This window comes from Actinomyces qiguomingii, from assembly GCF_004102025.1.
GTDB lineage: Bacteria > Actinomycetota > Actinomycetes > Actinomycetales > Actinomycetaceae > Actinomyces > Actinomyces qiguomingii.
In genome coordinates this window covers 840,453-864,717 of sequence record NZ_CP025228.1, presented here as the reverse complement: position 1 = coordinate 864,717, position 24,265 = coordinate 840,453, and the positions used below count along the sequence as shown (strand labels likewise).

At 62.2% G+C, this 24,265-nt stretch carries 24 protein-coding genes and 1 pseudogene; 4 read left to right on the top strand and 21 right to left on the bottom strand.

Translation table 11 applies throughout. The annotated features are described in order from the left end of the window. Positions 1-196 precede the first annotated feature (196 nt). On the top strand, positions 197-1,651 hold the full coding sequence (locus CWT10_RS03520) for an ISAs1 family transposase (protein WP_128683267.1): 1,455 nt from the start codon (positions 197-199) through the stop codon (positions 1,649-1,651). On the opposite strand, the pseudogene CWT10_RS17865 reads toward CWT10_RS03520, so the two are convergent. Continuing rightward, positions 1,648-3,001, bottom strand: a pseudogene (locus CWT10_RS17865) (ISL3 family transposase). The gene CWT10_RS03520 and the pseudogene CWT10_RS17865 sit on opposite strands and share 4 nt — an antisense overlap. 191 nt (positions 3,002-3,192) lie before the next feature. Between CWT10_RS17865 and CWT10_RS03510 the strand changes: the two are divergent. Next, positions 3,193-3,423 (top strand): hypothetical protein, encoded by a 231-nt coding sequence (locus CWT10_RS03510; RefSeq protein WP_103062452.1) that lies wholly within the window; start codon positions 3,193-3,195, stop codon positions 3,421-3,423. Positions 3,424-3,874: 451 nt separating this feature from the next. Then, complete coding sequence (locus CWT10_RS03505) at positions 3,875-5,173, top strand: OmpA family protein (protein WP_158247607.1); 1,299 nt, start codon at positions 3,875-3,877, stop codon at positions 5,171-5,173. Between the two features lie 16 nt (positions 5,174-5,189). Here the strand turns inward: CWT10_RS03505 and CWT10_RS03500 are convergent, their stop codons facing one another. From CWT10_RS03500 to CWT10_RS03475, 7 genes are all read right to left on the bottom strand, one after another. Then, positions 5,190-6,239 (bottom strand): ISAs1 family transposase, encoded by a 1,050-nt coding sequence (locus tag CWT10_RS03500; protein ID WP_244936774.1) that lies wholly within the window; start codon positions 6,237-6,239, stop codon positions 5,190-5,192. Between the two features lie 4 nt (positions 6,240-6,243). After that, positions 6,244-6,708 carry a transposase family protein gene (locus tag CWT10_RS17255; RefSeq protein ID WP_244936773.1) on the bottom strand — a complete coding sequence of 155 codons (465 nt, stop codon included), beginning with the start codon at positions 6,706-6,708 and terminating at the stop codon, positions 6,244-6,246. A gap of 67 nt (positions 6,709-6,775) precedes the next feature. After that, a complete protein-coding gene (locus CWT10_RS03495) occupies positions 6,776-7,786 on the bottom strand; it encodes a hypothetical protein (RefSeq protein ID WP_103061648.1) in 1,011 nt (336 codons plus the stop codon). Beyond that, a complete protein-coding gene (locus CWT10_RS03490; protein ID WP_128683266.1) occupies positions 7,783-8,298 on the bottom strand; it encodes a hypothetical protein in 516 nt (171 codons plus the stop codon). The genes CWT10_RS03495 and CWT10_RS03490 overlap by 4 nt, the downstream gene beginning before the upstream one ends. Before the next feature lie 119 nt (positions 8,299-8,417). Continuing rightward, the gene (locus CWT10_RS03485; protein WP_103061650.1) at positions 8,418-9,488 is read right to left on the bottom strand and encodes a hypothetical protein; all 1,071 of its coding nucleotides are present in this window, start codon (positions 9,486-9,488) and stop codon (positions 8,418-8,420) included. A 65-nt stretch (positions 9,489-9,553) separates the two neighbouring features. Further along, positions 9,554-10,246 carry a pilus assembly protein TadG-related protein gene (locus tag CWT10_RS03480; protein ID WP_128683265.1) on the bottom strand — a complete coding sequence of 231 codons (693 nt, stop codon included), beginning with the start codon at positions 10,244-10,246 and terminating at the stop codon, positions 9,554-9,556. 37 nt (positions 10,247-10,283) lie between these two features. Continuing rightward, positions 10,284-11,672, bottom strand: a complete 1,389-nt coding sequence (locus CWT10_RS03475; protein WP_233188011.1) for an OmpA family protein — start codon at positions 11,670-11,672, stop codon at positions 10,284-10,286. A gap of 352 nt (positions 11,673-12,024) precedes the next feature. Here CWT10_RS03475 and CWT10_RS03470 point away from each other — a divergent pair, with 352 nt between their 5' ends. After that, complete coding sequence (locus tag CWT10_RS03470; protein WP_103062015.1) at positions 12,025-12,402, top strand: DUF192 domain-containing protein; 378 nt, start codon at positions 12,025-12,027, stop codon at positions 12,400-12,402. Between the two features lie 104 nt (positions 12,403-12,506). On the opposite strand, the gene CWT10_RS03465 is transcribed toward CWT10_RS03470, so the two are convergent. The 13 genes from CWT10_RS03465 to CWT10_RS03405 form a co-directional block, all read right to left on the bottom strand. Then, complete coding sequence (locus CWT10_RS03465) at positions 12,507-12,788, bottom strand: hypothetical protein (protein WP_128683264.1); 282 nt, start codon at positions 12,786-12,788, stop codon at positions 12,507-12,509. A 146-nt stretch (positions 12,789-12,934) separates the two neighbouring features. Further along, positions 12,935-13,456: a hypothetical protein gene (locus CWT10_RS03460; RefSeq protein ID WP_128683263.1), complete on the bottom strand. Its 522-nt coding sequence runs from the start codon at positions 13,454-13,456 to the stop codon at positions 12,935-12,937. Between the two features lie 222 nt (positions 13,457-13,678). After that, positions 13,679-15,088, bottom strand: coding sequence for a hypothetical protein (locus CWT10_RS03455; RefSeq protein WP_128683262.1), 1,410 nt, complete (start codon positions 15,086-15,088; stop codon positions 13,679-13,681). 129 nt (positions 15,089-15,217) lie between these two features. Further along, a complete protein-coding gene (locus CWT10_RS03450; RefSeq protein WP_128683261.1) occupies positions 15,218-15,904 on the bottom strand; it encodes a hypothetical protein in 687 nt (228 codons plus the stop codon). After that, on the bottom strand, positions 15,880-16,899 hold the full coding sequence (locus tag CWT10_RS03445; RefSeq protein ID WP_103062011.1) for a hypothetical protein: 1,020 nt from the start codon (positions 16,897-16,899) through the stop codon (positions 15,880-15,882). The genes CWT10_RS03450 and CWT10_RS03445 overlap by 25 nt, the downstream gene beginning before the upstream one ends. Then, positions 16,896-17,606 (bottom strand): hypothetical protein, encoded by a 711-nt coding sequence (locus tag CWT10_RS03440; RefSeq protein ID WP_103062010.1) that lies wholly within the window; start codon positions 17,604-17,606, stop codon positions 16,896-16,898. Before CWT10_RS03440 ends, CWT10_RS03445 begins: the two co-directional genes overlap by 4 nt. Further along, the gene (locus CWT10_RS03435; RefSeq protein WP_103062009.1) at positions 17,603-18,670 is read right to left on the bottom strand and encodes a hypothetical protein; all 1,068 of its coding nucleotides are present in this window, start codon (positions 18,668-18,670) and stop codon (positions 17,603-17,605) included. Before CWT10_RS03435 ends, CWT10_RS03440 begins: the two co-directional genes overlap by 4 nt. 65 nt (positions 18,671-18,735) lie before the next feature. After that, entirely contained in the window at positions 18,736-19,464 is a 729-nt protein-coding gene (locus CWT10_RS03430) for a pilus assembly protein TadG-related protein (RefSeq protein WP_128683260.1), read from the bottom strand. Positions 19,465-19,480: 16 nt separating this feature from the next. Continuing rightward, positions 19,481-20,698 carry an OmpA family protein gene (locus CWT10_RS03425; RefSeq protein ID WP_233187964.1) on the bottom strand — a complete coding sequence of 406 codons (1,218 nt, stop codon included), beginning with the start codon at positions 20,696-20,698 and terminating at the stop codon, positions 19,481-19,483. Between the two features lie 466 nt (positions 20,699-21,164). Continuing rightward, positions 21,165-21,389, bottom strand: a complete 225-nt coding sequence (locus CWT10_RS03420; RefSeq protein ID WP_103061652.1) for a hypothetical protein — start codon at positions 21,387-21,389, stop codon at positions 21,165-21,167. A 151-nt stretch (positions 21,390-21,540) separates the two neighbouring features. Further along, complete coding sequence (locus CWT10_RS03415; protein ID WP_103061653.1) at positions 21,541-22,173, bottom strand: response regulator transcription factor; 633 nt, start codon at positions 22,171-22,173, stop codon at positions 21,541-21,543. Further along, on the bottom strand, positions 22,170-23,378 hold the full coding sequence (locus tag CWT10_RS03410; RefSeq protein ID WP_103061654.1) for a sensor histidine kinase: 1,209 nt from the start codon (positions 23,376-23,378) through the stop codon (positions 22,170-22,172). Before CWT10_RS03410 ends, CWT10_RS03415 begins: the two co-directional genes overlap by 4 nt. Then, positions 23,371-24,264, bottom strand: a complete 894-nt coding sequence (locus CWT10_RS03405) for a type II secretion system F family protein (RefSeq protein ID WP_103061655.1) — start codon at positions 24,262-24,264, stop codon at positions 23,371-23,373. Before CWT10_RS03405 ends, CWT10_RS03410 begins: the two co-directional genes overlap by 8 nt. Position 24,265: the final 1 nt, after the last annotated feature.

The window sequence follows — 24,265 nt, the reverse complement described above, 5'->3', positions numbered from 1 at the left end:
GCGCACCCTCCTCAAGGTGTCACGAAGACCCTACCCATGCGGTCTGATCCTCAGCCCAAAACCGGACACGAACGCTGAAGCAAATCACTGGCCGGCCTGGACGCCGACGACCTTGACGCTCGGATCGCCTCGTGGGTGCTCACCCGCACCGGCACCATCGACGGACGCAGGATTATCGCGGTGGACGGGTGAGACCATGCGCGGCGCCAAACCCAAGAACAACAACAGCGGAGACGGTGATGATGGCGGCGGTGATGGCGGCGGCGATGGTGGCGGTGATGGTGGCGGTGGGGTGCCGCACCTGCTGGCGGCCCTTGACCAGGGCACCGGGGCGGTGGTGGCCCAGCAGCGCGTAGAAGACAAGACCAGCGAGATACCCGCCCTAAAACAGCTGCTGGCACCCCACGACCTTACCGGCGCGGTCATCACCGCCGACGCCCTGCACACCCAGACCAGCACCGCCGAGTGGATCACCTCCCACGGCGCCGACTACCTGCTGACGGTCAAGAACAACCAGCCCAGTCTCAGGGCGAAACTGAAGGCGCTGCCCTGGAAGGACGTCCCCGCCGTGTCGGGGGTTGACTGCTCTCATGGGCGGCGGGTGCGGCGCACCATCAAAGCCGTGGCAACGCCGGACTGGATCGACTTCCCCGGCGCCTCACAGGTGCTTCAGGTGCGTCGCACCCGCACCACCCACACCCGCGGTAAGAACAGCAAGCGCAGCACCGAGGTCGTCTACCTGGTCTGCTCCATACCGCCCGAGCAGGCCCCGCCCGAGCAAGTTGCCGCCTGGATACAGGGCCACTGGGCGATAGAAAACCGTGTTCACTGGGTACGGGACGTGACCTATGACGAGGACCGCCACCAACTGCGCACCGGCTCCGGGCCGCAGGTGATGGCCACCCTGCGGAACCTGGCCATAAGCCTGATCCGCACCATCTACGACGACCCCACCACCACCACCAGCATCGCCTCAGCCAACCGGGCCATGACACGCAAACCCACCAAAGCCATCAAACTCCTAACAACCCCTAACCAACCAACGACTTTGCCGAGCCCCTGGTCTCTGCTCCGGATGTTGTCCGTCACCGCGGCAATCGGGGTACTCGCATCGTGCACGCCCACCGGAAGCTTGGAAGATGTGGGTGGTGAAGGAGCCGAAATCATTTCGGACGGAGCCGGCACCGGAGTGCCGCCGGATGTCATTGCAGCACCGCTGGCTGTCACCGGGCAGACAGTAGAGCCACTCACCGGGATCAGCCTGACGCTTCCCGGAGAAGTACAGGCATTGACTCCGGAAAAGGTTGGAGAGGGCCGCACCCAGGTTACATACGTCTGGAACGGCGACGAATCGGACTGGGGTTACCTGGTGGCCGAAGGGCCGAACTCATTCGCCGGGGCCGACCAGTCTGCGGCCATGATTGCCGCCAATGCGGAACGTCAGCGCCTGATTGCCGCGCTGATCACACCTTCCGAGCCCCGCAGACTCGAGTGGGAGGGGCTCTCTCAGTGCGTGCAGGTGACGTGGAACCAGCGCACAGTGCCCCCGGGATGGTCACAGGAGGCCTCGGTGGACGCGATCGCCTTGTTCTGCGTGGCAGGGGAGGGGCGGGCCTACACGGTGGTGGCTTACGGGGCTCTTCGCGTTTAGGGGTGTAGTAGCTGGTTGTGGAAGCCGCCGGCGTGGATGAGGCTGCGTATGGTGGTTGTTGGTTAGATTCCTGTAGCCCAGGGCGATGCCGCGTAGGTGTTCCAGGCGGGGCGTTGACTGCTTGGGTGGGTCTGTTGGATGTGTCGCGGTGATCGGTAGTGGGCCAGGATGTCGTCGCGCCGCTGGTTGAGGGTCTTGGCCAGCGACTTCAGCTCTTCGAGGGCGTCAGGCACACTGGTGGTGAGCGAGTCGATGACCTCGCTCATCAACTGCTTGCCCTGGGTGGGGGTCTTGGCGCGGTAGGCGGACATAATCTTCTGGTACACCGCCCAGGTGGTCTGTTCCGGTTTGTTGTGGGGGTCGGCGAACAGTTGCTCGAGACGTCCCCAGCCCTTGTCGCTCACCAGCCCCGCCCCGGTGCGCAGCAGGCGCCTGGCCTTGTACAGGGGATCGTCCTTACGCCCCCGGCCGCCCGGTGGTCTGGCGCTGGGTACGGCGACGGCACTGGTCCAGCTTGTGTGCGGCCAGTGCTACTACGCGGGTAGGGGTCCATCACCTCCGTCGCGCCGGGTAGGGCCGCGGTGGCGGTCCTGGGAACCGGTGAAACCGTCCATAGCGACCACCTCGATCCGGCTGCGCCAGGCCTCGGGCTGATCCTGGAGCCACTGCTTGAAAACCTGCTTGGACCGGCCCGGGGCCATGCCCCGGCAGACGGGAGGGGCCCGTCCGGTCGCGCACCGGGGTCAGGTCAATGATGACGGTGACGTACCGGTCGCCCTTGCGGGCATGCCGCCAGGCAATGGGGGCACCTCCCGCTTGAGAGCGCCAGCGCGCGGGGGAGTCGTCCACCCCGTGGACCTCCACACCGGCCAGACGGCCGGGATCATTGATCAAGGCGGTTTTAGCCCGCTCAAGGACGGCCTCATTGGCGGTGTGCCAGGACACCCCCAGCGACGCTGCTACGCGCGCCACGGACATGAACTCCACCCCCACGGCCCGGATCGCCCACTCCTTGGCCGCCTGGGTCAGCAAAGCCCGCTTGGCCGCGGCCCTAGAACAGTCTTGGCGCCACACGCGATCGCATCCCTGGCAGCGCCACCGCCGCGACCGGACCAGCAGGTGTGTGGGACGCCAGCCCAACGGCACGTGCGCCAGGCGCCTGGACACGGTCCCCACCGGTGCGCCCTGGGCCCCACACCGTCTACAGAACGCATCCTCCTCAGCCACCCGTAGGCGGCACTCCACCAGCGCCTCGCAAGGGGTGATCCGCTGGCCGGTGGCAACCAGTCCCAGGGCGTCCAGGCCCAGGAAACTAGCAAGATCAGCAGCAGTGAAGGTAGTGTCAGCCATGTCGAGGTCTCTGTGATCGGTTGTGTTAAGCAAACCCCAATCATCGGGGACCTCGACCCACACCCGCCCCTGCGACACGCGCACCCGCCACTACCCACCACCACACCCCCAAACACGAAGAGCCGAATAACCTTCCCGGAGTCAATGATCCTAGTAATTGCTCGGGTGAGACTGTAACAGGAGTAAGTGTAATGTCGAACTCAGTTCTTGCCGCCCAGGTGCGCGCTCGACTGTGGATTGAGGACCTCAAGACTCGTGTGTCGGAGTCTGAGCCTGGTCAAGGAGCGGCGGAGTATGCGGGTGTCATTGTGATTGCCGCTATCGTAATCCTTGCGGTAGCGACCGCTATCAAGGAATCCGATGTCTCGACGACGGTGACCAACAAGATCAACGAGATTCTGACTGGTGAGGCGAGCGGGTGAAGTCTCCGAAGAGAGGGCTATACTGGTTTCTGAACTAGAGTAGCCAAGAGTGCTGTGGCTCCGGAGGTTGCGCTGACAACCTTCGGAGCCACAGGGCATTGTTAGTTCATATACCTGTCTTGCCGTCTTTTGGGGTATTTAGCGCGACGTTGAGGCTACGATATACATGTGCTACAGTTCCAGCATGGTGATGATGTCTCGTAGATCTATTCTGGTCGGGTCTGCTGTGGCGACGTGTGGCGCTGTGACGGCTTCGTGCACGCGCCGTGGAGGCGAGCCGACCGGTGGTCCAACTGATTCGCATGACGCGGAGCCATCCGCTGACTCGGCCATGTCTTCCCACCCAGGAGGAACAGGTGTTTCCGTCGTGCTGGATTCAGTTTGGGACGGTGCGTCTTTGACGACGCGCGTCGGGCCAGCAGTAGTGGCGGGCGGCTACACGGTTTTGCGCATGGCGTTTAGCACCGATTCGAAGAGTGTGGTCAGGCTCGGCTATGCATTGGATGGCGGATGGACCACGGCTATGGTTTCAATGGCTGGCGTGAGGATTATGTCCTTGGCGACAGGAATGATCTATCGTGAGTTGAACACTGCTACACCCGTCGGACTCAGTGGCTTTTCAAAAGATGAGGATCTGATTTTATTTCCCGTGTTCGGTGCGTTGCCGGACGGCGTAGATTCCATCGAGGTGTTTATACCAAGCGTGGGTGTCGCTTTGGGGGTGCCGGTGGTGGGTGCTAGTGAGGCTGGGTTCGACGTCGAGACTGCGCTGGCGGATGCGGAGATTAACGAGCGTGTCGAACCCGGCCCGTTTGAGTTGAACTCGCTGGTTGTGGCAGCTGATGGTTCTTCGGACACGGAGAAGGATGAGGCCTCGACGACGGTGAATGTGTCGGGGGATGTGTTGTTCGCGACGGATTCGGCGGACCTGTCCAATGAGGCCGACGGGGTGCTGTCGACAGTGGTGCAGCAGTTGGAGCTGTACCCGTCGGGGGGAACTCTGGGGATTGTCGGGCATACGGATGATGTGAACACCGACGAGTATAACCAAGGATTGTCGGAACGGAGGGCGCAAGCGGTGTCGGACGCCCTGGGAGAGCTCGCCGACCTTTCGAACTGGGAGACGGCGGTGTCGGGTAAGGGCGAATCGGAGCCGCGTGTGCCGAATGATTCGGATGAGAATCGGCAGCTGAACCGGAGAGTTGAGATTATTCTCACGCCAACGGACCCAGGTGAGGCCAGCACTACCGGAGGCGGTGCGGCCGTATCCTCCGGCGATATGCCCGAACCTGAAGGCCCGGTCGGGCGGGGCCCGGAAGGTGTGGGCATTGAGGTCGGCGGCGTGCCTGCACGTATCTCCCTTGATAGCGTAACCAGAATCGGTGAACACTTGGTCGGAACGGTTGCGTTGGTGGCTGAGCAGGATGTTAGAACACCGATCAGCCTACTGTCTTTGCCGGACGATTTGCTTTACCTACGAATGTGGTATTCGTTTACTACAACAGGGTTCACTCTGCTGAAGGGAAAGGAACGCTATCTAGTTAATGACTTCCATAATGCTGGTAAGTATCGACCGATGGTTGACGGGCAGATGGTGCCTAACTTGACTGCCGGGACGCCTAGGTTCTTTCCGGCGGTGTGGCCTGATACGGGTGAGCAGTCGGTGGTTCTGGACTTGATCGGGGGCAAAAGTGTGCACAGTGAGATCCTGACCGTCCGTCTCACCGACATTCCAGTCATGGAAGGCTAGGCGCTTGGAACTTGAATCAGGTTGTTTTGGTAAGGAGAGAGGACAGTAGCATGAAAGTTGCCGCACGTTCGATTGGGCGAGTCCGGGGTGGACCGGGCGGCGACGAAAGAGGGGCGGTCAATATACTACTCGTCGGTGGGATATTTTTGTTGCTCGTGATTGGTATGATTATTATTGAGCCTTTCTCGCCGGGGTTGAGGCAGGGGCTCGGCAAAGTCGTTGGTTGGTTAGGGGTTGTTAGGAGTTTGATGGCTTTGGTGGGTTTGCGTGTCATGGCCCGGTTGGCTGAGGCGATGCTGGTGGTGGTGGTGGGGTCGTCGTAGATGGTGCGGATCAGGCTTATGGCCAGGTTCCGCAGGGTGGCCATCACCTGCGGCCCGGAGCCGGTGCGCAGTTGGTGGCGGTCCTCGTCATAGGTCACGTCCCGTACCCAGTGAACACGGTTTTCTATCGCCCAGTGGCCCTGTATCCAGGCGGCAACTTGCTCGGGCGGGGCCTGCTCGGGCGGTATGGAGCAGACCAGGTAGACGACCTCGGTGCTGCGCTTGCTGTTCTTACCGCGGGTGTGGGTGGTGCGGGTGCGACGCACCTGAAGCACCTGTGAGGCGCCGGGGAAGTCGATCCAGTCCGGCGTTGCCACGGCTTTGATGGTGCGCCGCACCCGCCGCCCATGAGAGCAGTCAACCCCCGACACGGCGGGGACGTCCTTCCAGGGCAGCGCCTTCAGTTTCGCCCTGAGACTGGGCTGGTTGTTCTTGACCGTCAGCAGGTAGTCGGCGCCGTGGGAGGTGATCCACTCGGCGGTGCTGGTCTGGGTGTGCAGGGCGTCGGCGGTGATGACCGCGCCGGTAAGGTCGTGGGGTGCCAGCAGCTGTTTTAGGGCGGGTATCTCGCTGGTCTTGTCTTCTACGCGCTGCTGGGCCACCACCGCCCCGGTGCCCTGGTCAAGGGCCGCCAGCAGGTGCGGCACCCCACCGCCACCATCACCGCCACCATCGCCGCCGCCATCACCGCCGCCATCATCACCGTCTCCGCTGTTGTTGTTCTTGGGTTTGGCGCCGCGCATGGTCTCACCCGTCCACCGCGATAATCCTGCGTCCGTCGATGGTGCCGGTGCGGGTGAGCACCCACGAGGCGATCCGAGCGTCAAGGTCGTCGGCGTCCAGGCCGGCCAGGGCGCGGCCGATGGTGGACTCCGAGGGGATGTCCCGGTCTTGTGGTAGTCCCAGTTGCCGTAGTTGGCCGCCGGTCAGGTCGCGGGCGTGCTCCCAGATCGCCAGCAGGGTGCGGCAGCCGGCCAGTACTCCCACCGCCGCCAAAGCCAGCACAGTGTCCAGGCGGTGACGCACCCCGCGCCGATCACGCGGGTCCGGGACAGTGGCGAACACCCCTGTCAGGGGCTGGCGCGACAGGGCAGGAGTGGTGGATGATGACACAGCGGCGCGACCTTCCAAGGCAATGGCTTTTTCGAACACCTCCATCGTCTCCGACGGGTCGCGCCGCACCCGCACCAACACGCCGAAAACCCCTAACAACCCACAACCCAGCCAACGACTTTGCCGACCCCCTGGAGCAGAGACCGCCGGGATGTGCGACTGACTATCAATCTGCGGCGGTGAGCCATATACTCCGCTCCATCTTCGCTACTACGTCTTTGTCCGCGGAACCCGAGAAGACCAACTGAATCGCGCTGACGGTATCCGCGATGCTTAACACCCATATAGTTCCCTGCGCGTTCCTACCGTTGCCGTAAGCGAAGTCCACACGGATGCCGGAGGCGTTGTCCTGGCCGTCCAGGCTCAGCTCGGTCGGCTCTGTCAATCGTGCGTATCGGCGCAGGGCGCCGGCTACCGAGTCTGATTCGATCTGGGCCAAGGCATCGACCGCGCTGGGCTCACCGGTATCCGGTGCAAGCAGCACCCGTGCCCGCGCCGCGCCATCGAGGTCGGCGTCCGCCCAGCCGTCGGCCCATCGCTCGGACCCGGTAGGGGATCCGGTTACGGCCCAAGTGCCCGGTACCGCGAAGCTGGTGACGCCGCGCCCAACCCTGGTCCAGCCGGCGTCGACGCCAGGTAATTCGCTGGGCATCAGCGAGAGTTCCGCGTCAACCAGGTCGCGAAAGCTGTCATCAAGGGACGACGCCGTAAGCACAGCAGCAATCGACACCTTCCCATTCGTGAGCAGCCAGATTCGCCCGGTACTTGCGTCTTTGTAGTTGGAGGTGAAGTCCTCATACAGGAGCTGCTCATCTCCGCGTTCGGCCGTCACCCGTTGGCTGGTCGCTCTGAATCCAGGCAGGCTCGCACGCAACGAGCCCTCGGCTTCGGTCAGCATCTCTTGCGGATCCAGTCCCGCGGACGGGACTCCTGCCATAAGCGTGTGTGAGGGCGCCTCCACCTCCTGCCACATGTCTGAGAACAGGCCAATGCCGTCGGGGACCGGCGTGTGCCGCCAATCGCTGCGTACAGGGACGTAAGCCCCATATGCCACGGCACGGTCCCAACCCGAAGGCATGACCGAGGAACCGGAGCACGCTGTCATTCCGATCAGTGGCGCGAGTCCGAGCAGACCCACGGCATGACGACGGCATATTCCGGGGTGGTGCCGGTTCATGCGCCGTCTCCTGTCAGCGAGGTTTCTATTGCCGCCAAGGTCGCGTCATCGTCGCACGTGAGCGCGACGACGACGTATCCCCCATTTGCCGGCACGATCCATGCAGTTCCACTCGACTCCGCGTCGCCTCGCTCGTAGGTGAAGGCGATCCGAGCAATTATCCCCACCGCAGGTGTTGGCTGAGCGGAGGGAGACGGCGTCGGCTGCCGGAGTTCTGGCTGCGGGGAGGTTGGGAACGTGAAGGCCCCCACCGCTTGGTAGCCGGGTATGCTTGATGACAACAGCGCCGATGCCGCCTGGTACGCCTGTTCCGTGCTGCTAGTAGGCAACACGTCACTAACGGCCAGGACCGGTTCGGCATCTCCGTCCGGGTTGGTCATGTCTAGTGCCCACGGGTCGTCACCGCCGCCCTCGTCCCCTGTTGCCGAGGTATGCGGATGGGAGACCCAGGTGCTTGGGACCTGTACGGCGATGCCGCTCACGTTCGCGGTCTTGGTCTGCACCGTCGCCATCGGGAGGGGGGTGGGGGTCGGCAATGTCGCTGTGTCGCCTGAGCATGCACCCAGAGTCCCAAGAAGCATACTGATACAGGTGAGCAGTGCAAACCGCTGCCGCACCGACGCGCGCATGTTCATTGTTCCCCCTCGGGTTCAAAGAAGCGCCGTCCGAGTGCGTCAAGGTCACCAAGGACCTCGGTGCCGGTGACGACCAATTCGGCGCTCAGGTGTTCTGGGTCGTCGCGGAGCAGCTGCGGCGTTATTCCCGAGAATCCGTCGCCGGGAGCAAGCATCTCCCGCGTGACTTGGCCGGTGGTGTGGACCAGGCGGAGCAGGACATCATGCTCCGTTTTGACGGCGGCCGTGCTCTCCCAAAGATCCTCAGGCAGGGTTGGTCCGTTAACAGTGAATGCGTAGCTCCAGCGATCCAACGCATCCCGACTGGAGTCGGTAACTGGGATGCCTATGGTGGTCCAGATGACTTGATTGTCATTCCCGGTGCTTACACCAATGATGGTTACAGAGTGGAGGAGGCCTCCTCGCGATCGCTCGACGCGGACGGAGGCGATGGTTCCCGCCGACTCCTGCCAGGTCCATGAGGCGGTTGTGGCGCCGTCCCGCAGTCGCCGTGAGTGCCGGAAGAGAACGGGGGTGCCTCTTTCGGAGTCCTCTGGCTGAGAGAGGCTGTTGGTCAGGGTGAGGTCGATCGTATTGGTTTCGGACTCGATCCCGACGAACGGATCGAGCCCCAGCAGTGAGAGCCGATCTCCTCCCTGGGTGTGTTCTGCCGTGGAATCGCTTTGTAGCCCTTCCCAGGTGTCACACGGCCCCGTTTCGGGACTACCGCATGCCGGCTCATCCAAAGCGAGCAGCACGGTCTCGTCCACAAGTCCGGCCTGCTCATCACCGGCCGACGGCCCCCATAGCTCAGTGAGCGCCGGCACCGATCCCGCAGAGATCACTGGCATCTTGCCCGCGGCGGTCTTGTGGTAGCCGGGCGCGACGGCGTCAAGGCTCGCCCCGGCCGCAACAGCACGCTCATCAGAGGCGGCGGGCAACGCACCGGTGTCAAAGTATGTGGGTGCTGGTCCACCCATGGACGACGTGGCACACGAGGCCGGGTCCAGTGCACACAAGCCACGTCTGAAAACCCCGGTGACTGCGAGCACTGCTACCAGCGCGATCAGCGCAATGACTGCGATCATAGCGCGGTATCCGCCAATACCCCGCTCAGCACGCACACGCCGCACGCGGCTCGAAGGAGTACTCTTCATCTGGATGACACAAGCCTGGTACTCACGGTGGCTGAGTCGGGCAGGCCCTCCGTCAGGTCGAATGACTTATCCTCGGCTTCCTCGCCTTCATTACCAGCGTCGGAGTCTTCACGCTGACCTGAGTACCGCTCCGGCAGCCCAAACGGGCTCGTGTAACACGCTCCGTCCACCGACACGCCCAGCAGCCCGCCTGAAACGCACACGCCCCTTTCCAAAGTCATCTGCGCGGTAGCGGTCGATTTGGACTGCAGACCGGTATCAGCGATCTCGTCTTCCATCCGCACGGAGACCTGGAATCGGAGTCTCGAGAGCTGGCTGTACGCCGTCAGCTTGGCATCGTTGCTCCTCGCATACTGACGAGCCTGCGAAGAGGCTCCCGAACAGTAGGAGAACACCGGCCTACCGAAGTAGCTCCAGAAAGACTCGGCATCCTCCGCCCTCACCGCGTCCGCATAAGCGTCTTCAATCCTGTCGGCGCAATACCCCGCAGCCGCCAGCGCCGCCGCATCCGACGCCGCGTTAGCATTCCGCCGGTCCGCGATGGAATCTCCCAAAGGGATAATAATAATCATCCCGATCGCCAGCATCACGACTAATGTTCCGACCAGAAACAAATTGATAGCCCCATCCTCACTGCCCCGCTGCGCAGCACCTACACGGCGGGCGCACCACCTCAGCCACATGCTCATAACTGCTATCTCCTCACAAACCTGGAATTCGCTGCGATCAACCGTCAATCACCGGAATATCAGTGAGCCGCACCGTCAACATTTCGCTATACGCATCCCGGCCACCAATCAAATCAAGTACAACCGACTCGCCGCCGGTATCAGGCCACACTGCAGGGAACGATGATGCGTTACCTGCAGTTAGAGGTGGCACCCTCCCAAGACTCACCATCTGGAGATATTCACCGTCCTTGAACTGAACGTCGCAGACGAGATATCGCTGATTTCCACTCAACAAAGTAAAGCCCGTTGTCGAGAAAGTAGTCCACATATGCGTCAAACGCAAGTCTACAGGCAACCGAAGAAAGCTAGTAGGCACCTTTACATCCTGCTCTGCTTCGATCTTCACCGCGCCAACCAGGAACTTTCCTGTTCTGGTAACACTGTCGAGTGATATGCGGGCCGGCACCCCGTCGATATCGATGTCCACGCCTTCCGGCCCACGGCCCACAGGACCGGTCGCGTCAGGCATCTCGCCAGAGGAACTTGACGTGCCTCCGCCCGCCGTACCGGCTGCCGCCTCACTGGGATCGGTGGGGGTCAGCAGGATCTCCACCCTTCGGTTCAACTGCCGGTTCTCATCCGAATCATTAGCCACCCGCGGTTCAGACTCACCCTTCCCCGACACGGTCGTTTCCCAACCCGAAAGATCGGTCAACTCTCCAAGGCGATCCGACACCGCCTTCGCCCGCCGCTCCGACAATCCCTGGTTATGCTCATCGGTGTTCACATCATCCGTATGCCCAACAATCCCCAGAGTTCCCCCCGACGGGTACAGCTCCAACTGCTGCACTACTGTCGACAGCACCCCATCAGCCTCACTCGACAGGTCCGCCGAATCCGTCGCTAACAACACATCACCCGACACATTCACCGTCGTCGACGCATCATCCTTCTCCGTATCCGACGAACCGTCCGCTACCACCACCAACGAGTTCAACTCAAGCGGAACCGACTCGATACTCTCGTCGATCTCCGCATCCGCCAACGCAGCATCCACATCAAACCCAGCAGACGCCGCATCCACCACCGGCACGCCCAAAGCCACACCCACATTCGGCAAGAAAACATCGACCGACTCGGTCCCCTTCGGCAACCCGCCAAACACAGCGAACAGCTCCAACGAAGAACCCGCATCTACGGCTCTAGCAATACCATCTACGTACGACTGCACATCAAGGAAAGCAACTTTATCCCTCAGCAAAATCATCCTCACGGCCGCCATCGTATTATTATCTACTCCGGCACCGAACATCGATGATCCGAGCGAGAATCTCTCGCCAGAGTCCGCAGAGATGTCCAGCCTCACCACGGTGTATCCGCCCTGCACCACCGCGGGACCAACACGAGTCGTCAACGCCTCCCCCCTCCACACCGACTCCAGCACCACCGGATTCGAGCTTGCCGGGGCCATCGCCGTACCGCTTGTGTTAGCCGATGGGACCGTCGAGGCATCGGCTGATGGGCCGCTACCGTCTGAGCAGGCGGCGAGTACCGCACTCGCCGCGATCGCCGCCGAGCCGGTCAGGACCTCACGCCGACACAACATCACCGACACCACTCCCACAATGCACTCACGAAACCGAACGGGCTCTTGGACACTCTCACCTTAACCAAGCAGAGGGTCCCGCGCCATGGGGAGCGCCGCCCTACTACCCGGGTATACCCGGGCACCCCTCGTCTTCGCCCATCTGCAGCCGGCCCGTGACAATACTCTTCGAGCGTGAGACGGTATCCCCATGAGCCCTTCCCGCCCCGTCTGGGCCTCCGGCACCTCCGAGCACCTGCTGACCGTGGACGGCGAGCCGACCGCGGTGAGAACGTGGATCGCCCGCACCCGTAAGGAGCGCAATACGGGCCTGCTGGGAACCGACGCGCTTGAGGGCGCGTTGTGGCTCAAGGCATGCAACTGGGTGCACACCTTCGGCATGCGCTACGCCCTCGACCTGGTATACGTCGGGCGCCGCGGCCACGTCGTCGCCGTCACCACCACACCGCCGAAACGACTCTGCCTACCCCGACTGAACGCGCATGCCACCATCGAGATGCCCACCGGCATGGCCGCACGGCTCAACATCACGCGCGGCACCATCCTCGCCACGTCGCCGTTATCATGACTACGTCGCTACCGCCAACATCGAAACGAGTCCAGTTTCAACGATTCTGAGTCAGCGAAGGCGTCCATTACCAAGCCCAATTGTGTCGTCGCGGTCACCACATGCTATGCACGGGAATCGGCTGCCGGTAGTGGCCTCACCACCGCAGCGGCCGCCAGTGAACCTAGCAGCAACGCCACCGCCTCCACTACCATCGGCATGCCACTTTGACGAAGCATTGCCAGCTGAAACAGCAACACCAGGAGAGAAGTGCCGACAGCGTAAGCGAGCGCATGCAACACACCGTGAGTCCTGCGGCCGAGTCCGCCGGAGACCCGCAGCGCCATGAGCATCAGGCAACTCACAACTAGCTGGCGCACGCCTTCCAGCAAGACGTACACCGTCACCAAACGAGTGGAATCGGCACCTGTCGCGGAAGACAGTCCCGGGACCGCTACCACGACGATCGCCATCGCGACTGCAGCTACGAAGCCCACAACGCATCCCACGGCAATATTTCTTACTCTTGACGCAACAGACATGGTCGCACCCATCAAGGTTCGTCGATAGTGGCCGTCATCATGGTCCGCCAGGCAAGGCTGTCTTCCGTCAGATCGCCTGGCTGTGCGGTTGCGATGATTCGCCATCGGCCGGTAGCACCGTCAGCGACCAGCAGCGCAGCCCGGTCCGTCATCACGCTCGTCCCGTCATCATGCGGCTCCTCGTCTGTCCACGTCAACATGTAGGCATCCGCCGTTCCCGAGCCGACCGGCCAAGTTTCGGGCGTCCGCGCCACGTATGTGCACAGGCGACCAGAACCGGCGAGCGTCATCTCCTGCAGGTAGGACTCCTCCTCCAAGGAGTTGCCCGAACTGGCGACGTGGCTCACTACTAGATACGGAAGCTCCGTTTCCTCGCCGGCCAGCATCACTGAGGTCATCGGAAGGCCGCGTTCATTGGTCCACTCCCTGGTGGTCGCCTCCTCGGGCACAGTGAGTTCGATCCCATAGATCTCCACCTTTTTTCCCGACGCCAGCGAAACCGGCCGGATACCTCTACTCGGCAGGTCGGGCACTTGCGATATCTCCGAGGGGGGTCGCCACTCCGGCACCGTAGGTGTCGCGGTAGGTCCACCGGAAGGGGATGCACCACCCTGTCCTGCACTATCTGAGGAGCCAACGTCAGCAGCACGATCGGTGCCACCGGAGCAAGCTGTCACCGCACCCATCAGGGCCGAAATACCTACCATGCAGGCGGCACGACGACCCATATTCTCCATGCCCAGGGAAAGAGTCATTCAGCACCCTCCCCAGTCGACCCACTCATTCCCATTCCAATACTCTCCGTTCCCATATTCAATGGTCGCACTCTCATCCTTGTATCCGCCGCCAATGTTTATGCCATCAAACTTCCCAACGGCCTTTATTGCCAGATTCGTTGTACTATCTTTTGACGTTACATCCCTTCGCGTCGATACTCCATTATTCTTCGCCTCTCGGACGTAATTCTCGAAGGGATTCTCGCCTTGGATAGTCCTGGTTGCCCCATATACGGGTATCCCGGCCGCCAGCATGAGGTCATATCCCACCTCGGCCGATCGTGGGTCAGTCATATCTATGGTGTTCTCATAAACCCTTCCACCTCCCTTGTTCCATGATGGTCCACCGTCCCCGAAGACGTTGTACACCCCGGCGTCAACACTACCAGACATTGAACTGGTCATGGACATCGACACAGGCTTACCGGACTTGTCGACCGTCACCGCAATCACATTATCCAATTGACCCTCAGCAGTAGCGTTGGCCACGTCGGTACTGGCCGTCCAATCATCACTTGGTAGACTGAACGAAATGTTCCCTGACACGTCTGCATTTGCCGAGGCGGCGTAGTAGAACGTCGTGGTGCCGTCGTTGTGCGCTGTAACTCCGAGAGCGGAAGCCGCGCCTGCACTTCCTTCAATTCCGGACGCTCCCTTAGAGGCCGATCCCCTTACTTCACCATCTGTTCCGATCTGGTAGTTACGCTCTGCTGGTTCGGGTGGCGTATAGCTTCGCGCACCGTCGTTGTCCCACATATAGTCCCACACATGTTTCGTCGCCCCCCATAGGGGGCTGACAGCTGTTGCTACACCGGTGTCCACCTGGTTCTGCAGGTAGGCGACCAACTCGTCCTTCGCCTCCTCGGAATCGACTATGTAGGTAGAGGACGCCTCGCCTGACGCATTCACCTCAGCGCCGAACTCAGCACCGCCGCCAGGACCTCCACCTTTGCTCAGATCCACCGTTCGATCGTCCTGTGTCCCGCTCAGTGAGATGCCACCCGAATGCAGTTCGTATCCAACACTCAGGATTCCTGTCTGGGTGACTCTATATGTCCCGTCGCTCATTTCCTCAACTTTTATACGGCCACCACCTTTGACTGTGATGATTACAGTACCACTCACCGTCTTTTCACGCTCAGTCTCAGATAACACGCATGGCTCGGTGGGCTTATGCGTGTCTTCTTCTGCCACGATGTCGCCGCACGAAAGCCCAGGACCACCAAGCATTCGGTCTATAGCGGACTGGATCTCGCATCCTATTCTCTTACCCAGCGGCGTAGCCAGCAATATTAATGCGAGAACCAACGCCGACACGGCGATGATGACCGCGGCGTACTCTATGGCGCCCTGCCCCTTCTCGCGATCGCATTTACTTGCTCGTCCCACGGCGATACTCCTCGTTCCCCAGGCACTAGATGGTGGTAGGTTGCCCTGACAAGGATGCCGCGCAACAGGGGCGCTCGCCCCAAACCTTGGCCTGAGTTCCAGGCTCAGTTGTTCGTTTGCATCATCCGCCTAGCTAGTACTGCACAGAGCCTTGAACACGTCGCTGATCGCATTGAGTTCACCCGCAGGCCCATAGGCCACGACCGTGTACGCACGGCCGCCCTCCGCCACGCAGAACAGCGCGAGGGCGTCCACGGAGGCCTCCTGTGACCAGCCCGGTGGCACCGTGTGCTGGGTCCAGGTGATCTGTGCACATTGGGTGAAGCCCTCCCACTCGAGCTTTCGTGGCTCGGAGGGTGTGATCAGCGCCGCTATCAGGCGCTGTCGCTCCGCAGTCGCCGCGATCATGGCGGCGGACTGATCGTCCGCTGAGAATGAGTTAGGCCCCTCGACCACCAGGTAGCCCCAGTCCTCCTCATCGGCCCATACGTAGGTGACTTGGGTTCGACCTTCTCCGACTCGTTCGGGTGTCAGTGCCTGTACTTCCCCGGGAAGCGTCAGCTGAATGCCGGTCACTGGTTCCACGGTCTGCCCGGCGACGGCCAGCGGCGCGGCGATGAGATCCGGTGCCGCGCCGATATCGGAGCCGTTGTCTGGTGTGGCTTGGGGCGCGGCGCCGCCCGCCGCCTGCGAAGGCTCGTTGGGCCTGCAGGCCGCGAGTATCCCCGTAGGGATGGCGCCGTAGGCGGTGGCGAGCATGTGGAGCATGCGTCGCCGGGGCGTGCGGTTCGCTACTGAGGTGGGGCTGTCAGGCATATGCTCTGCTCCATCTTTGCGGTGACGCCTTCGTCGGCGGCACCGGAGAAGGTCAATTGGATCGCGCTTACGGTTCCCGCGCCGCCCAGCACCCAGAGCGTTCCCTGAGCTTTTCGGCCGTTGCCGTAGGCGAAGTCCACGCGAATGCCGGACGCGTGCCCCTGGCTGTCGACCTCCAGTTCCTTGGGTTCGGAGACCCGTGCGTATCGGGGCAGGGCGCCTGCTACCGAGTCGGATTCGATCTTGGCGAGTGCGTCCACCACACTCGACTCCCCGGTGTCGGGTGCGAGCAGTACGCGTGCCCGTGCGGCTCCGTCCAGGTCTGCATCCGCCCAGCCCTCGGTCCAGCGTTCAGACTTGGTGGGGGCTCCGGTGACCGCCCAGGTTCCCGGCACGGCGAAGCTGGTGACGCCACGCCCGACCCTGGTCCAGCCGGAATCGACGGCAGGCAGCTCGGAGGGCACCAATGAGAGTTCCGTGTCCAGGACGTCGCGATGGCCTTCATCAAGGTACTCCGCCGCGAGTGCCACGGCGATTGCTGCCCTCTCGTCTGTGAGCAGCCAGATTCGCCCGGTCCTGGCGCCGGCGTAAGTGGTGGTGAAGTCCTTGTACAGGAGTTGTGCGTCTCGACGCTCGGCCGTGGCCGCCTGGCTGACCACCCGGAAACCGGGCAGGCTACTGCGCAGGGCGTCTTCGGCCTCTGCCAGCATGCCCTGCGATTCGAGCCCTGCGGAGGGCACTCCGACCATGAGCGTGTGGGAGGGGGACTCCACGTCCTGCCACATGTCTGAGTACAGTCCGATGCCATCGAGAGCCGATGCGTGCCGCCAATCACTGCGTATCGGCACGTATGCCCCGGAGACAATGACGCGTTCCCAGCCCGCCGGCAGTACCGAGGAACCTGAGCACGCCGCCACTCCGATCAGTGGCGCAATTCCGAATAGTCCGACGGCGCGGCGACGGCTGATCCCCGCACGGGGCGGGCTGCTGCTCATGTTCCGCCTCCCGTCAATGAGGCCTCAACCACCATGCGCGTGGCATCGTCGTCGTCCAGCAGCACGACGACGACGTAGCCCGCGTCGGCGGGGACGGTCCATGCCGTTCCACTGCCATCCGCTTCACCTCGCCTGTAGGTGAAGGCGATCCGCGCGACCATGCCAGCAGTGCGCGCTGCCTCAGTGGAAGCGGTCGGAGCCGGCGCGGCCTCCTCCGACGGGCTGGACGCCGCAGGCTCCGGATGGCCTGTTGGACTCGGTAGCGCCGGCGTCGGCTGCCGATCGTCGGGCTGCACGGGGGTAGGGAAGGTGAATACACCCACGGCCTGGTAGCCGGGTATACCGGATGACAGCAGCGCGGATGCGGCCTGGTAGGCCTGCTCGGCGCTGGTGGTTGGCAGGACGTCGCTGATGGCTAGAACCGGTTCGGCGTCTCCGTGGGGGTCGGTCATGTGAAGCGTCCAGGGATCATTGTCCGCGCCGTCGTCATCCTTTGGCTCGGTATGTGGACGGGTGATCCAGGTGCCTGGGACCTCCAGGGCGATGCCGTTCGCGTTCGCGGTCTTGGATTGGACCGTCGCCGCCGGAATGGGAGTCGTGGCCGGTAGGGCGGACCCACCTGCGGAGCAGGCGCCCAGAGCGACGATGAGCGTGCCGAGGCAGTTGAGCCGCGTGAATCGCTTCCGCAGCGACCCTTTCGCGTTCATTGCTCCCCCTCTGGTTTGAACTCGCGGCGTCCGAGCGCGTCGAGGTCGCTGAGCGTCTCGGTTCCGGCGGGGGTCAGACCGGCATTTTCATGTGCCGGGTTGTCACGAAGCAGCTGGGGGGTGAGTCCGGTGAATCCGCCGCCGACGGCGAGCGTCTCTCGCATGACTTGTCCAGTGGTGTGCACTAGGCGGAGCAGGACGTCGTCATCCGCGCTCACGGCTGCCGTGCTTTCCCACAGGCTACCGGGCAGCGCTGGTCCGTCTACGGCGAACGCGGAGGTCCACTGGTCCAAGGCGTCCCGGCTGGAGTCGGTTACCGGGACGCGTACAGTGGTCCAGATCACCTGATCGTCGTTCCCGTTGCTTGCGCCGATGATTGTGACGGAGTGTAGGAGGCCGCCTTGGGAGCGTTCGATGCGAACTGAGGCGACCGTGCCGGATGAGTCCTGCCAGGTCCATGAGGCGGTTGTGGCGCCGTCCCGCAGTCGCCGTGAGTGCCGGTAGAGCACGGGCGTGCCTTTGGAGTGTTCTTGCCCCGAAAGGCTGTTGGTGAGGGTCAGGTCTACTGTGTTGGTCTCGGACTCTATTCCAACGAATGGGTCGAGCCCGAGTAGTGAGAGCCGGTCGGCTCCCCCGGTGTGTTCGGCGGTGGAGTCGGTCTGCAGCCCGTCCCAGGTGTCGCAGGGCTGCGTTCCGGGAGTGCCGCATGCCAACTCCTCAAGGGGGATCAGCACGGCCTCGTCCACCAGTCCGGTCTGCTCACGGCCGACGGCTGGGGACCACAACTCAGTCAGCGGCGGCGCGTCTCCGGGTGCAATGACGGGTCGTTTGCCCGCGGCGGTCTTTTTGCGGCCGGGCGCCACGGCCTCAAGGCCTGCTCCGGCCGCTATGGCGCGCTCGTCGGAGGCGGCGGGCAACGCACCGGTGTCAAAGTATGTGGGTGCTGGTCCACCCATGGACGACGTGGCACACGAGGCCGGGTCCAGTGCACACAAGCCACGTCTGAAAACCCCGGTGACTGCGAGCACTGCTACCAGCGCGATCAGCGCAATGACTGCGATCATAGCGCGGTATCCGCCAATACCCCGCTCAGCACGCACACGCCGCACGCGGCTCGAAGGAGTACTCTTCATCTGGATGACACAAGCCTGGTACTCACGGTGGCTGAGTCGGGCAGGCCCTCCGTCAGGTCGAATGACTTATCCTCGGCTTCCTCGCCTTCATTACCAACGTCAGAGTCTTCACGCTGACCTGAGTACCGCTCCGGCAGCCCAAACGGGCTCGTGTAACACGCTCCGTCCACCGACACGCCCAGCAGCCCGCCTGAAACGCACACACCCCTTTCCAAAGTCATCTGCGCGGTAGCAGTCGATTTGGACTGCAGACCGGTATCAGCGATCTCGTCTTCCATCCGCACGGAGACCTGGAATCGGAGTCTCGAGAGCTGGCTGTACGCCGTCAGCTTGGCATCGTTGCTCCTCGCATACTGACGAGCCTGCGAAGAGGCTCCCGAACAGTAGGAGAACACCGGCCTACCGAAGTAGCTCCAGAAAGACTCGGCATCCTCCGCCCTCACCGCGTCCGCATAAGCGTCTTCAATCCTGTCGGCGCAATACCCCGCAGCCGCCAGCGCGGCCGCGTCCGACGCCGTATTCGCGTTACGCCGGTCAGCGATCGCGTCTCCCAAAGGGATGATGATGATCATCCCGATCGTCAGCAACGCAGTGAGCACGCCGACCAGGAAGATATTGATTGCCCCACAATCGTCACCACGAAGCCGAGCGCGCAACTGACTGACATAATGAAGCGCCTTCGAAGACAAAGACATGGCTTCACCTAAGCACATTGTTTTGATCACACGCACTAACCTTCCGTCAGCTCTCTACTACCGGGATGTCGGTAAGCCTGACCGCAAACACCGGCCTTCCGAGCCTTTTCCCGCCCGGCGCATCGACCGTAATCGTATCCTCACCGGTATCGGGCCAGACAACCGGGAACGACTGGACTACGTTCGCGCCGAGCCTATTCCGCCAAAAATTCGTCAGCGGGAGGTTCACACCACCAGCATCAGTGAAATCAACCAAAAGGTAACGAGACTCACCCTTCAGTAGACCGAATCCAGTCGATTGATATGCACCCCACTCACGCAACGAATACATACCAGTTGGAACACCGAAGTAGCCGACAGAAACCGATGCATCCTCCTCAGCAATGATCTTGATATTGCCTATCAGGTATCCCTCATACCTGGTGACGCTGTCCAGGGTGATGCGCGCGGGCACGCCGTCGATCTCAATGTCAACCCCGTCCGGGCCGCGGCCCACCGGTCCCGTGGGCTCGGGCATCTCACCAGAAGAACCGGCCGAGCCCGCGCCAGGACCCGCAGCATCGGCCTCACTGGGATCGGTCGGAGTCAGCAGCACCTCCACCCTCCGGTTCAACTGCCGATTCTCATCCGAATCATTCGCCACCCGCGGCTCCGACTCACCCTTCCCCGACACCGACACCTCCCAACCAGACAGGTCAGTCAGCTCGCCAAGGCGATCCGACACCGCCTTCGCCCGCCGCTCCGACAAGTCCTGATTATGCTCATCAGTATTCACATCATCCGTATGCCCCGTAATCGCCAGCATTCCGCCAGACGGATACAGCTTGAGCTGCTCCACCACCGATCCCAGAACACCATCAGCCTTATCGGACAGCTCCGCAGAGTCCGTAGCGAACAACACATCACCAGACACATTCACCGTCGTCGACGCATCATCCGACTCCATGTCCGACGAACCATCCGCAGCCACCACCACCGAGTTCAGCTCAAACGGACCCGACTCCACACTCTCGTCAATCTCAGCGTCCGCCAGCGCCGCGTCCACATCATACCCAGCCTCATCCGCATCCACCACCGGCACACCCAAGGCTACACCCACATTCGGCAAAAACACATCCACCGAACTCAGGCCATCCGGCAGAGCCCCGAACACCGGAAACAACTCAGCGGACTCGCCCGGCACCACCGTCTCATTACCACCGCCAGTCGTCACCTCACAGAACGCAAGCCCTTTTTCTAAAGACAACAAACGCACTGCCTGCATAGTCGCTGCATCAGTGTGCCTACCCAGCATGCCATATAAACTCACCGGCTCGTTCGCCTCACTCGACACTTCGACCCGAACCACCGCATGGTCACCTTGCACAACCGCAGGCCCAACACGACTCACCAGAGACGCCCCACCCCATTCTGAACTCAAGGCCACGCTATTGCCTTCAACCCCCTGCGGGACCGAGCTCGATGCGCGTCCTGGGCTCGACGCAGAAGATGATGCCGTGCCCCCATCACCGATGCGAGTGCCGGCAGAACATGCCACAAGACCCGAGCCAGATACGAGAGCCATAACCCCAATGACCATGTGACGACGCGACATAGCTTTCATTCCACCGACACTACCCTATCTAACAATCGATATCCAGTGATACGTAACATACTCACACGCGGGTGTTGGTCCGACAACCGTAGTTGCCGGACCAACACCCGCACGCATCTAAGCCCGACCAGCTTTATTACTTCTGGTTCAGGATTTCCTTGATCGCATCCTCCACGGCAGTCTGAATCGTGTTTCCGTCACCAATCGCGGCAATAATCACGCCTACAATGATTGCCGCAATCACGATCACGCCAGCATACTCCGCCGCGCCCTGACCCGCCTCCGACTCCGCGAGATGGTTCTTGACACTGTCCATCCAGGTGCGAGCACGGACCTGAGCGGCGAGAACTGAGTTCGACATGACAATTCCTCCTGTTGACGAGTTCCGAGCCATTGACTCGGATGATTGACTCCGGGTTTGTTCCCGTTGACAGTGTCAACATTACGGAAGGCGCGCGTCCCCCGAATAGGGTCAGGCGCCCCAAGAATCGCCCCGAGCACTCGCCCCCAACTCATGAGCCCTCCGCCTCCTTCCACAGCAGGATCGCCTCGGCCCTGCTGTGGACGCCCAGCTTGACGTACGCGGAATTCATGTAGTTCTTGACCGTGCGAGCTGACAGGAACTGTTCCTCAGCGATGTCCTTGTTGCTCATGCCCCTAGCCGCAGCCTCGAGCACCTCCGCCTCGCGCTCAGTGAGCTGCGCCGCCAAAGGGTTCGGGCCTCGCTCGGTCTCAGGAGTCGCCGCTTGCAGAGTCACATTCTCTGCCACGCCGGGGCCAAGCACGGTGCCGCCGCCACGGCACGCAGCGATGGCTGCCGCGACTTCGTCAGCGCCCAGGTGTCCGTGCACGAGGTACCCCTTGGCGCCGCCCTGCATGGCGGAGGCTATCGTCTCTGCGTTGTCATCAGAGGTCATCATTATCACGCTGGCTTGCACCGCAAGCGAAGGCAGGGCCTCCAACCCTCCCATACGGGGCATGCGCACATCGAGCAGCACGACATCGGGTTCGAAACTCCGCGCCGCCTCGATCGCCTCTACGCCGTCGGCTGCCTCGGCTACCTCCTGGACGTCACGGATGTTCTCAAGCACCCGCCTGAGCCCCATCCGAACAATCGTGTTGTCGTCAACCACTAGCACCTTCATGCTGTCATCCTTGCCGTTGTTGGTGAATTCTTCTCGCTTGATAAGTACATCCTTGGGATCTGCGCCATCGCGCAGGTTCCGCCTTCCGGATTAGCAGAGAGAGTGAGGCGTCCACCTATGGCCGCGAGTCTCTCCCGCACCCCGCAGAGCCCATAGTGTCCGGAGCCGCGCAGGTTGGACTGGTCCTCCAAAATCCGCTTGGGCAAACCGATGCCGTTGTCCTCTACCGTGAGCTGGAGCACGTTCTCCCCTTCGATCCGGACGCGGACCGCTGTGGCCTGGGCGTGTTTCTCCACATTGGTCAACAACTCACCCAGAACCCTTTGAATCTGCCACTTCACCTCCGCGTCGGCAGCCACCGACTCACCGGATATACGTACCGATGCCGCTGTCCCCACGCGGTTCGCCCAGGTCTCGGCGTCCTGACGCAACTGCTCACGCAGGTCCCCCGCAGGGGCAGAACGCAACTCATCCAAGACCGAACGAGCCTCGGCGCTCAACACGTCCGCCGCATCGAACAGATTACTGGCCTCGCGCGCAAATTCTGACCCTTGGCGCCTCAGATCCTCTGACAACGCCTCCGCCAGCATACGTACCCCGGCGGCGGACTTCGCCACCGTGTCATGCAAATCCCGCGCCAGTGCCAAACGTTCCTCCATCGCGGCCTGCCGCGACCGCGCCTCCATTGCATCGGCAGCTAGCACCTCGACCCTGCCAACCTGCTGCGTCTGTCTGCGTCCGAGAAGAGCAAGTACAAGGGCCGCGCCTGCAGAAATAAGCATCATTACCGCGAGACCGGGCACATACTGAACAAGCTCGAATGCGCCGACGATGACCAGAGCACACCAGGCAGCCAGGGCGCGGTCCCCTGCAATCATTCCCATCAGCAACGCCGAGACTTGCAGGTAGCCGAGCGCGAGCGCAGCCGCTGCACCCGCATACTGGCACCCGAGCACCAGTATCACAAGCGCAGTGATTCCATCCCAGGCGACGAAATAAAGGCTCCCAATGATGCGACGGGTTGTTCGCCCCCATCGGAATAGCAGGACACAACTGCATGGTACTGCACACACGGCGGCCAAGATGGCTACCAGGTCGAATTCGCAGGCCGATGCCACCAGCAATAGCAGCACCAACCTGATATCGCTGAGCACACGCACGGTGGGCGCCAGCGCCGCCTCTGTGAGCACTTTACTCTCACCCATTGAACAACCCCGAAATCGTGTCAAGGTTTCCGATGATCATTCCGCCGACAATCAGCACAATGGCCCCGGGAACGATGCACATGGTTACCACCAGGGACACCTTGGGCTGCGACTTAGCCGCCTGTCTGCGTACCTGCTGCCCGCGTTCGCGTCGCACCTCTTTGGAGATCTGCCGCAATGCCTCCTCGAGCGGCGTTCCAAGTTCTTCGGACTGCAGGAGCGCAGTGACGAACGAAGCCATATTCTCCGAACGCGTACGCTCACGAAGCCCCTCGAGCGCCTGGCGGCGGGGAACACCCAGTTGCATCTCCCGCAGAGTCAGGCGCATCTCCTCCGCCAGCGCCCCGCTGTGCTGCTCGGCCACACGCTGCAGCGCCACCCGAAAGGGCAGCCCGGCCGATACCGTCACGGCGAACACATCCAGAAAATCGGGCAGGTCCCGCTCGATCTGCTCTTGGCGACGTCGCAGGGTGAGCAGCAGCCAGGCATGCATCCAGCACACGAAGAGCGCCCCGAGCACCGCGCCCATGAACGTCTGATCGTTAAGTATCGCCAGCACCATGAGTACCAGCCCCAAGCTGGCAAAGCCCGCTTCCCGCTGGATGAAGGTCTGCGCGGTAACGTCGGCCGGCTGACCAGCGGCGCGCAACTGCCATCCCAAGCGCTTGATGCGCTCCGCACCGTAAAGATCGAGCAGCATGCTCTGAGTCATGCGACCCAGCAGATCCACGATCCGGGTGAACGGCCCCGTGCGCTGAACCGACTCCGCTGTTGCCTGGTCACCGGAGGCCAGCAGATCATCCACCAGGGAGGCGCGTGCCATGCGCACGCCTTGCGCACCCAGCAGAACCACGCTGGCGGCAAGCATACCGAGTAGCACGGCCATG

Excerpts from the sequence above, each read along its gene's own strand:
- CWT10_RS03520 (WP_128683267.1), top strand. The coding sequence starts at position 197 with ATGCGCGGCGCCAAACCCAAGAACAACAACAGCGGAGACGGTGATGAT.
- CWT10_RS03510 (WP_103062452.1), top strand. The coding sequence starts at position 3,193 with ATGTCGAACTCAGTTCTTGCCGCCCAGGTGCGCGCTCGACTGTGGATT.
- CWT10_RS03505 (WP_158247607.1), top strand. The coding sequence starts at position 3,875 with ATGGCGTTTAGCACCGATTCGAAGAGTGTGGTCAGGCTCGGCTATGCA.
- CWT10_RS03500 (WP_244936774.1), bottom strand. The coding sequence starts at position 6,239 with ATGCGCGGCGCCAAACCCAAGAACAACAACAGCGGAGACGGTGATGAT.
- CWT10_RS03495 (WP_103061648.1), bottom strand. The coding sequence starts at position 7,786 with ATGAACCGGCACCACCCCGGAATATGCCGTCGTCATGCCGTGGGTCTG.
- CWT10_RS03490 (WP_128683266.1), bottom strand. The coding sequence starts at position 8,298 with ATGGCGACGGTGCAGACCAAGACCGCGAACGTGAGCGGCATCGCCGTA.
- CWT10_RS03485 (WP_103061650.1), bottom strand. The coding sequence starts at position 9,488 with ATGATCGCAGTCATTGCGCTGATCGCGCTGGTAGCAGTGCTCGCAGTC.
- CWT10_RS03480 (WP_128683265.1), bottom strand. The coding sequence starts at position 10,246 with ATGAGCATGTGGCTGAGGTGGTGCGCCCGCCGTGTAGGTGCTGCGCAG.
- CWT10_RS03470 (WP_103062015.1), top strand. The coding sequence starts at position 12,025 with ATGAGCCCTTCCCGCCCCGTCTGGGCCTCCGGCACCTCCGAGCACCTG.
- CWT10_RS03450 (WP_128683261.1), bottom strand. The coding sequence starts at position 15,904 with ATGCCTGACAGCCCCACCTCAGTAGCGAACCGCACGCCCCGGCGACGC.
- CWT10_RS03445 (WP_103062011.1), bottom strand. The coding sequence starts at position 16,899 with ATGAGCAGCAGCCCGCCCCGTGCGGGGATCAGCCGTCGCCGCGCCGTC.
- CWT10_RS03440 (WP_103062010.1), bottom strand. The coding sequence starts at position 17,606 with ATGAACGCGAAAGGGTCGCTGCGGAAGCGATTCACGCGGCTCAACTGC.
- CWT10_RS03435 (WP_103062009.1), bottom strand. The coding sequence starts at position 18,670 with ATGATCGCAGTCATTGCGCTGATCGCGCTGGTAGCAGTGCTCGCAGTC.
- CWT10_RS03425 (WP_233187964.1), bottom strand. The coding sequence starts at position 20,698 with ATGCAGGCAGTGCGTTTGTTGTCTTTAGAAAAAGGGCTTGCGTTCTGT.
- CWT10_RS03420 (WP_103061652.1), bottom strand. The coding sequence starts at position 21,389 with ATGTCGAACTCAGTTCTCGCCGCTCAGGTCCGTGCTCGCACCTGGATG.
- CWT10_RS03415 (WP_103061653.1), bottom strand. The coding sequence starts at position 22,173 with ATGAAGGTGCTAGTGGTTGACGACAACACGATTGTTCGGATGGGGCTC.
- CWT10_RS03410 (WP_103061654.1), bottom strand. The coding sequence starts at position 23,378 with ATGGGTGAGAGTAAAGTGCTCACAGAGGCGGCGCTGGCGCCCACCGTG.
- CWT10_RS03405 (WP_103061655.1), bottom strand. The coding sequence starts at position 24,264 with ATGGCCGTGCTACTCGGTATGCTTGCCGCCAGCGTGGTTCTGCTGGGT.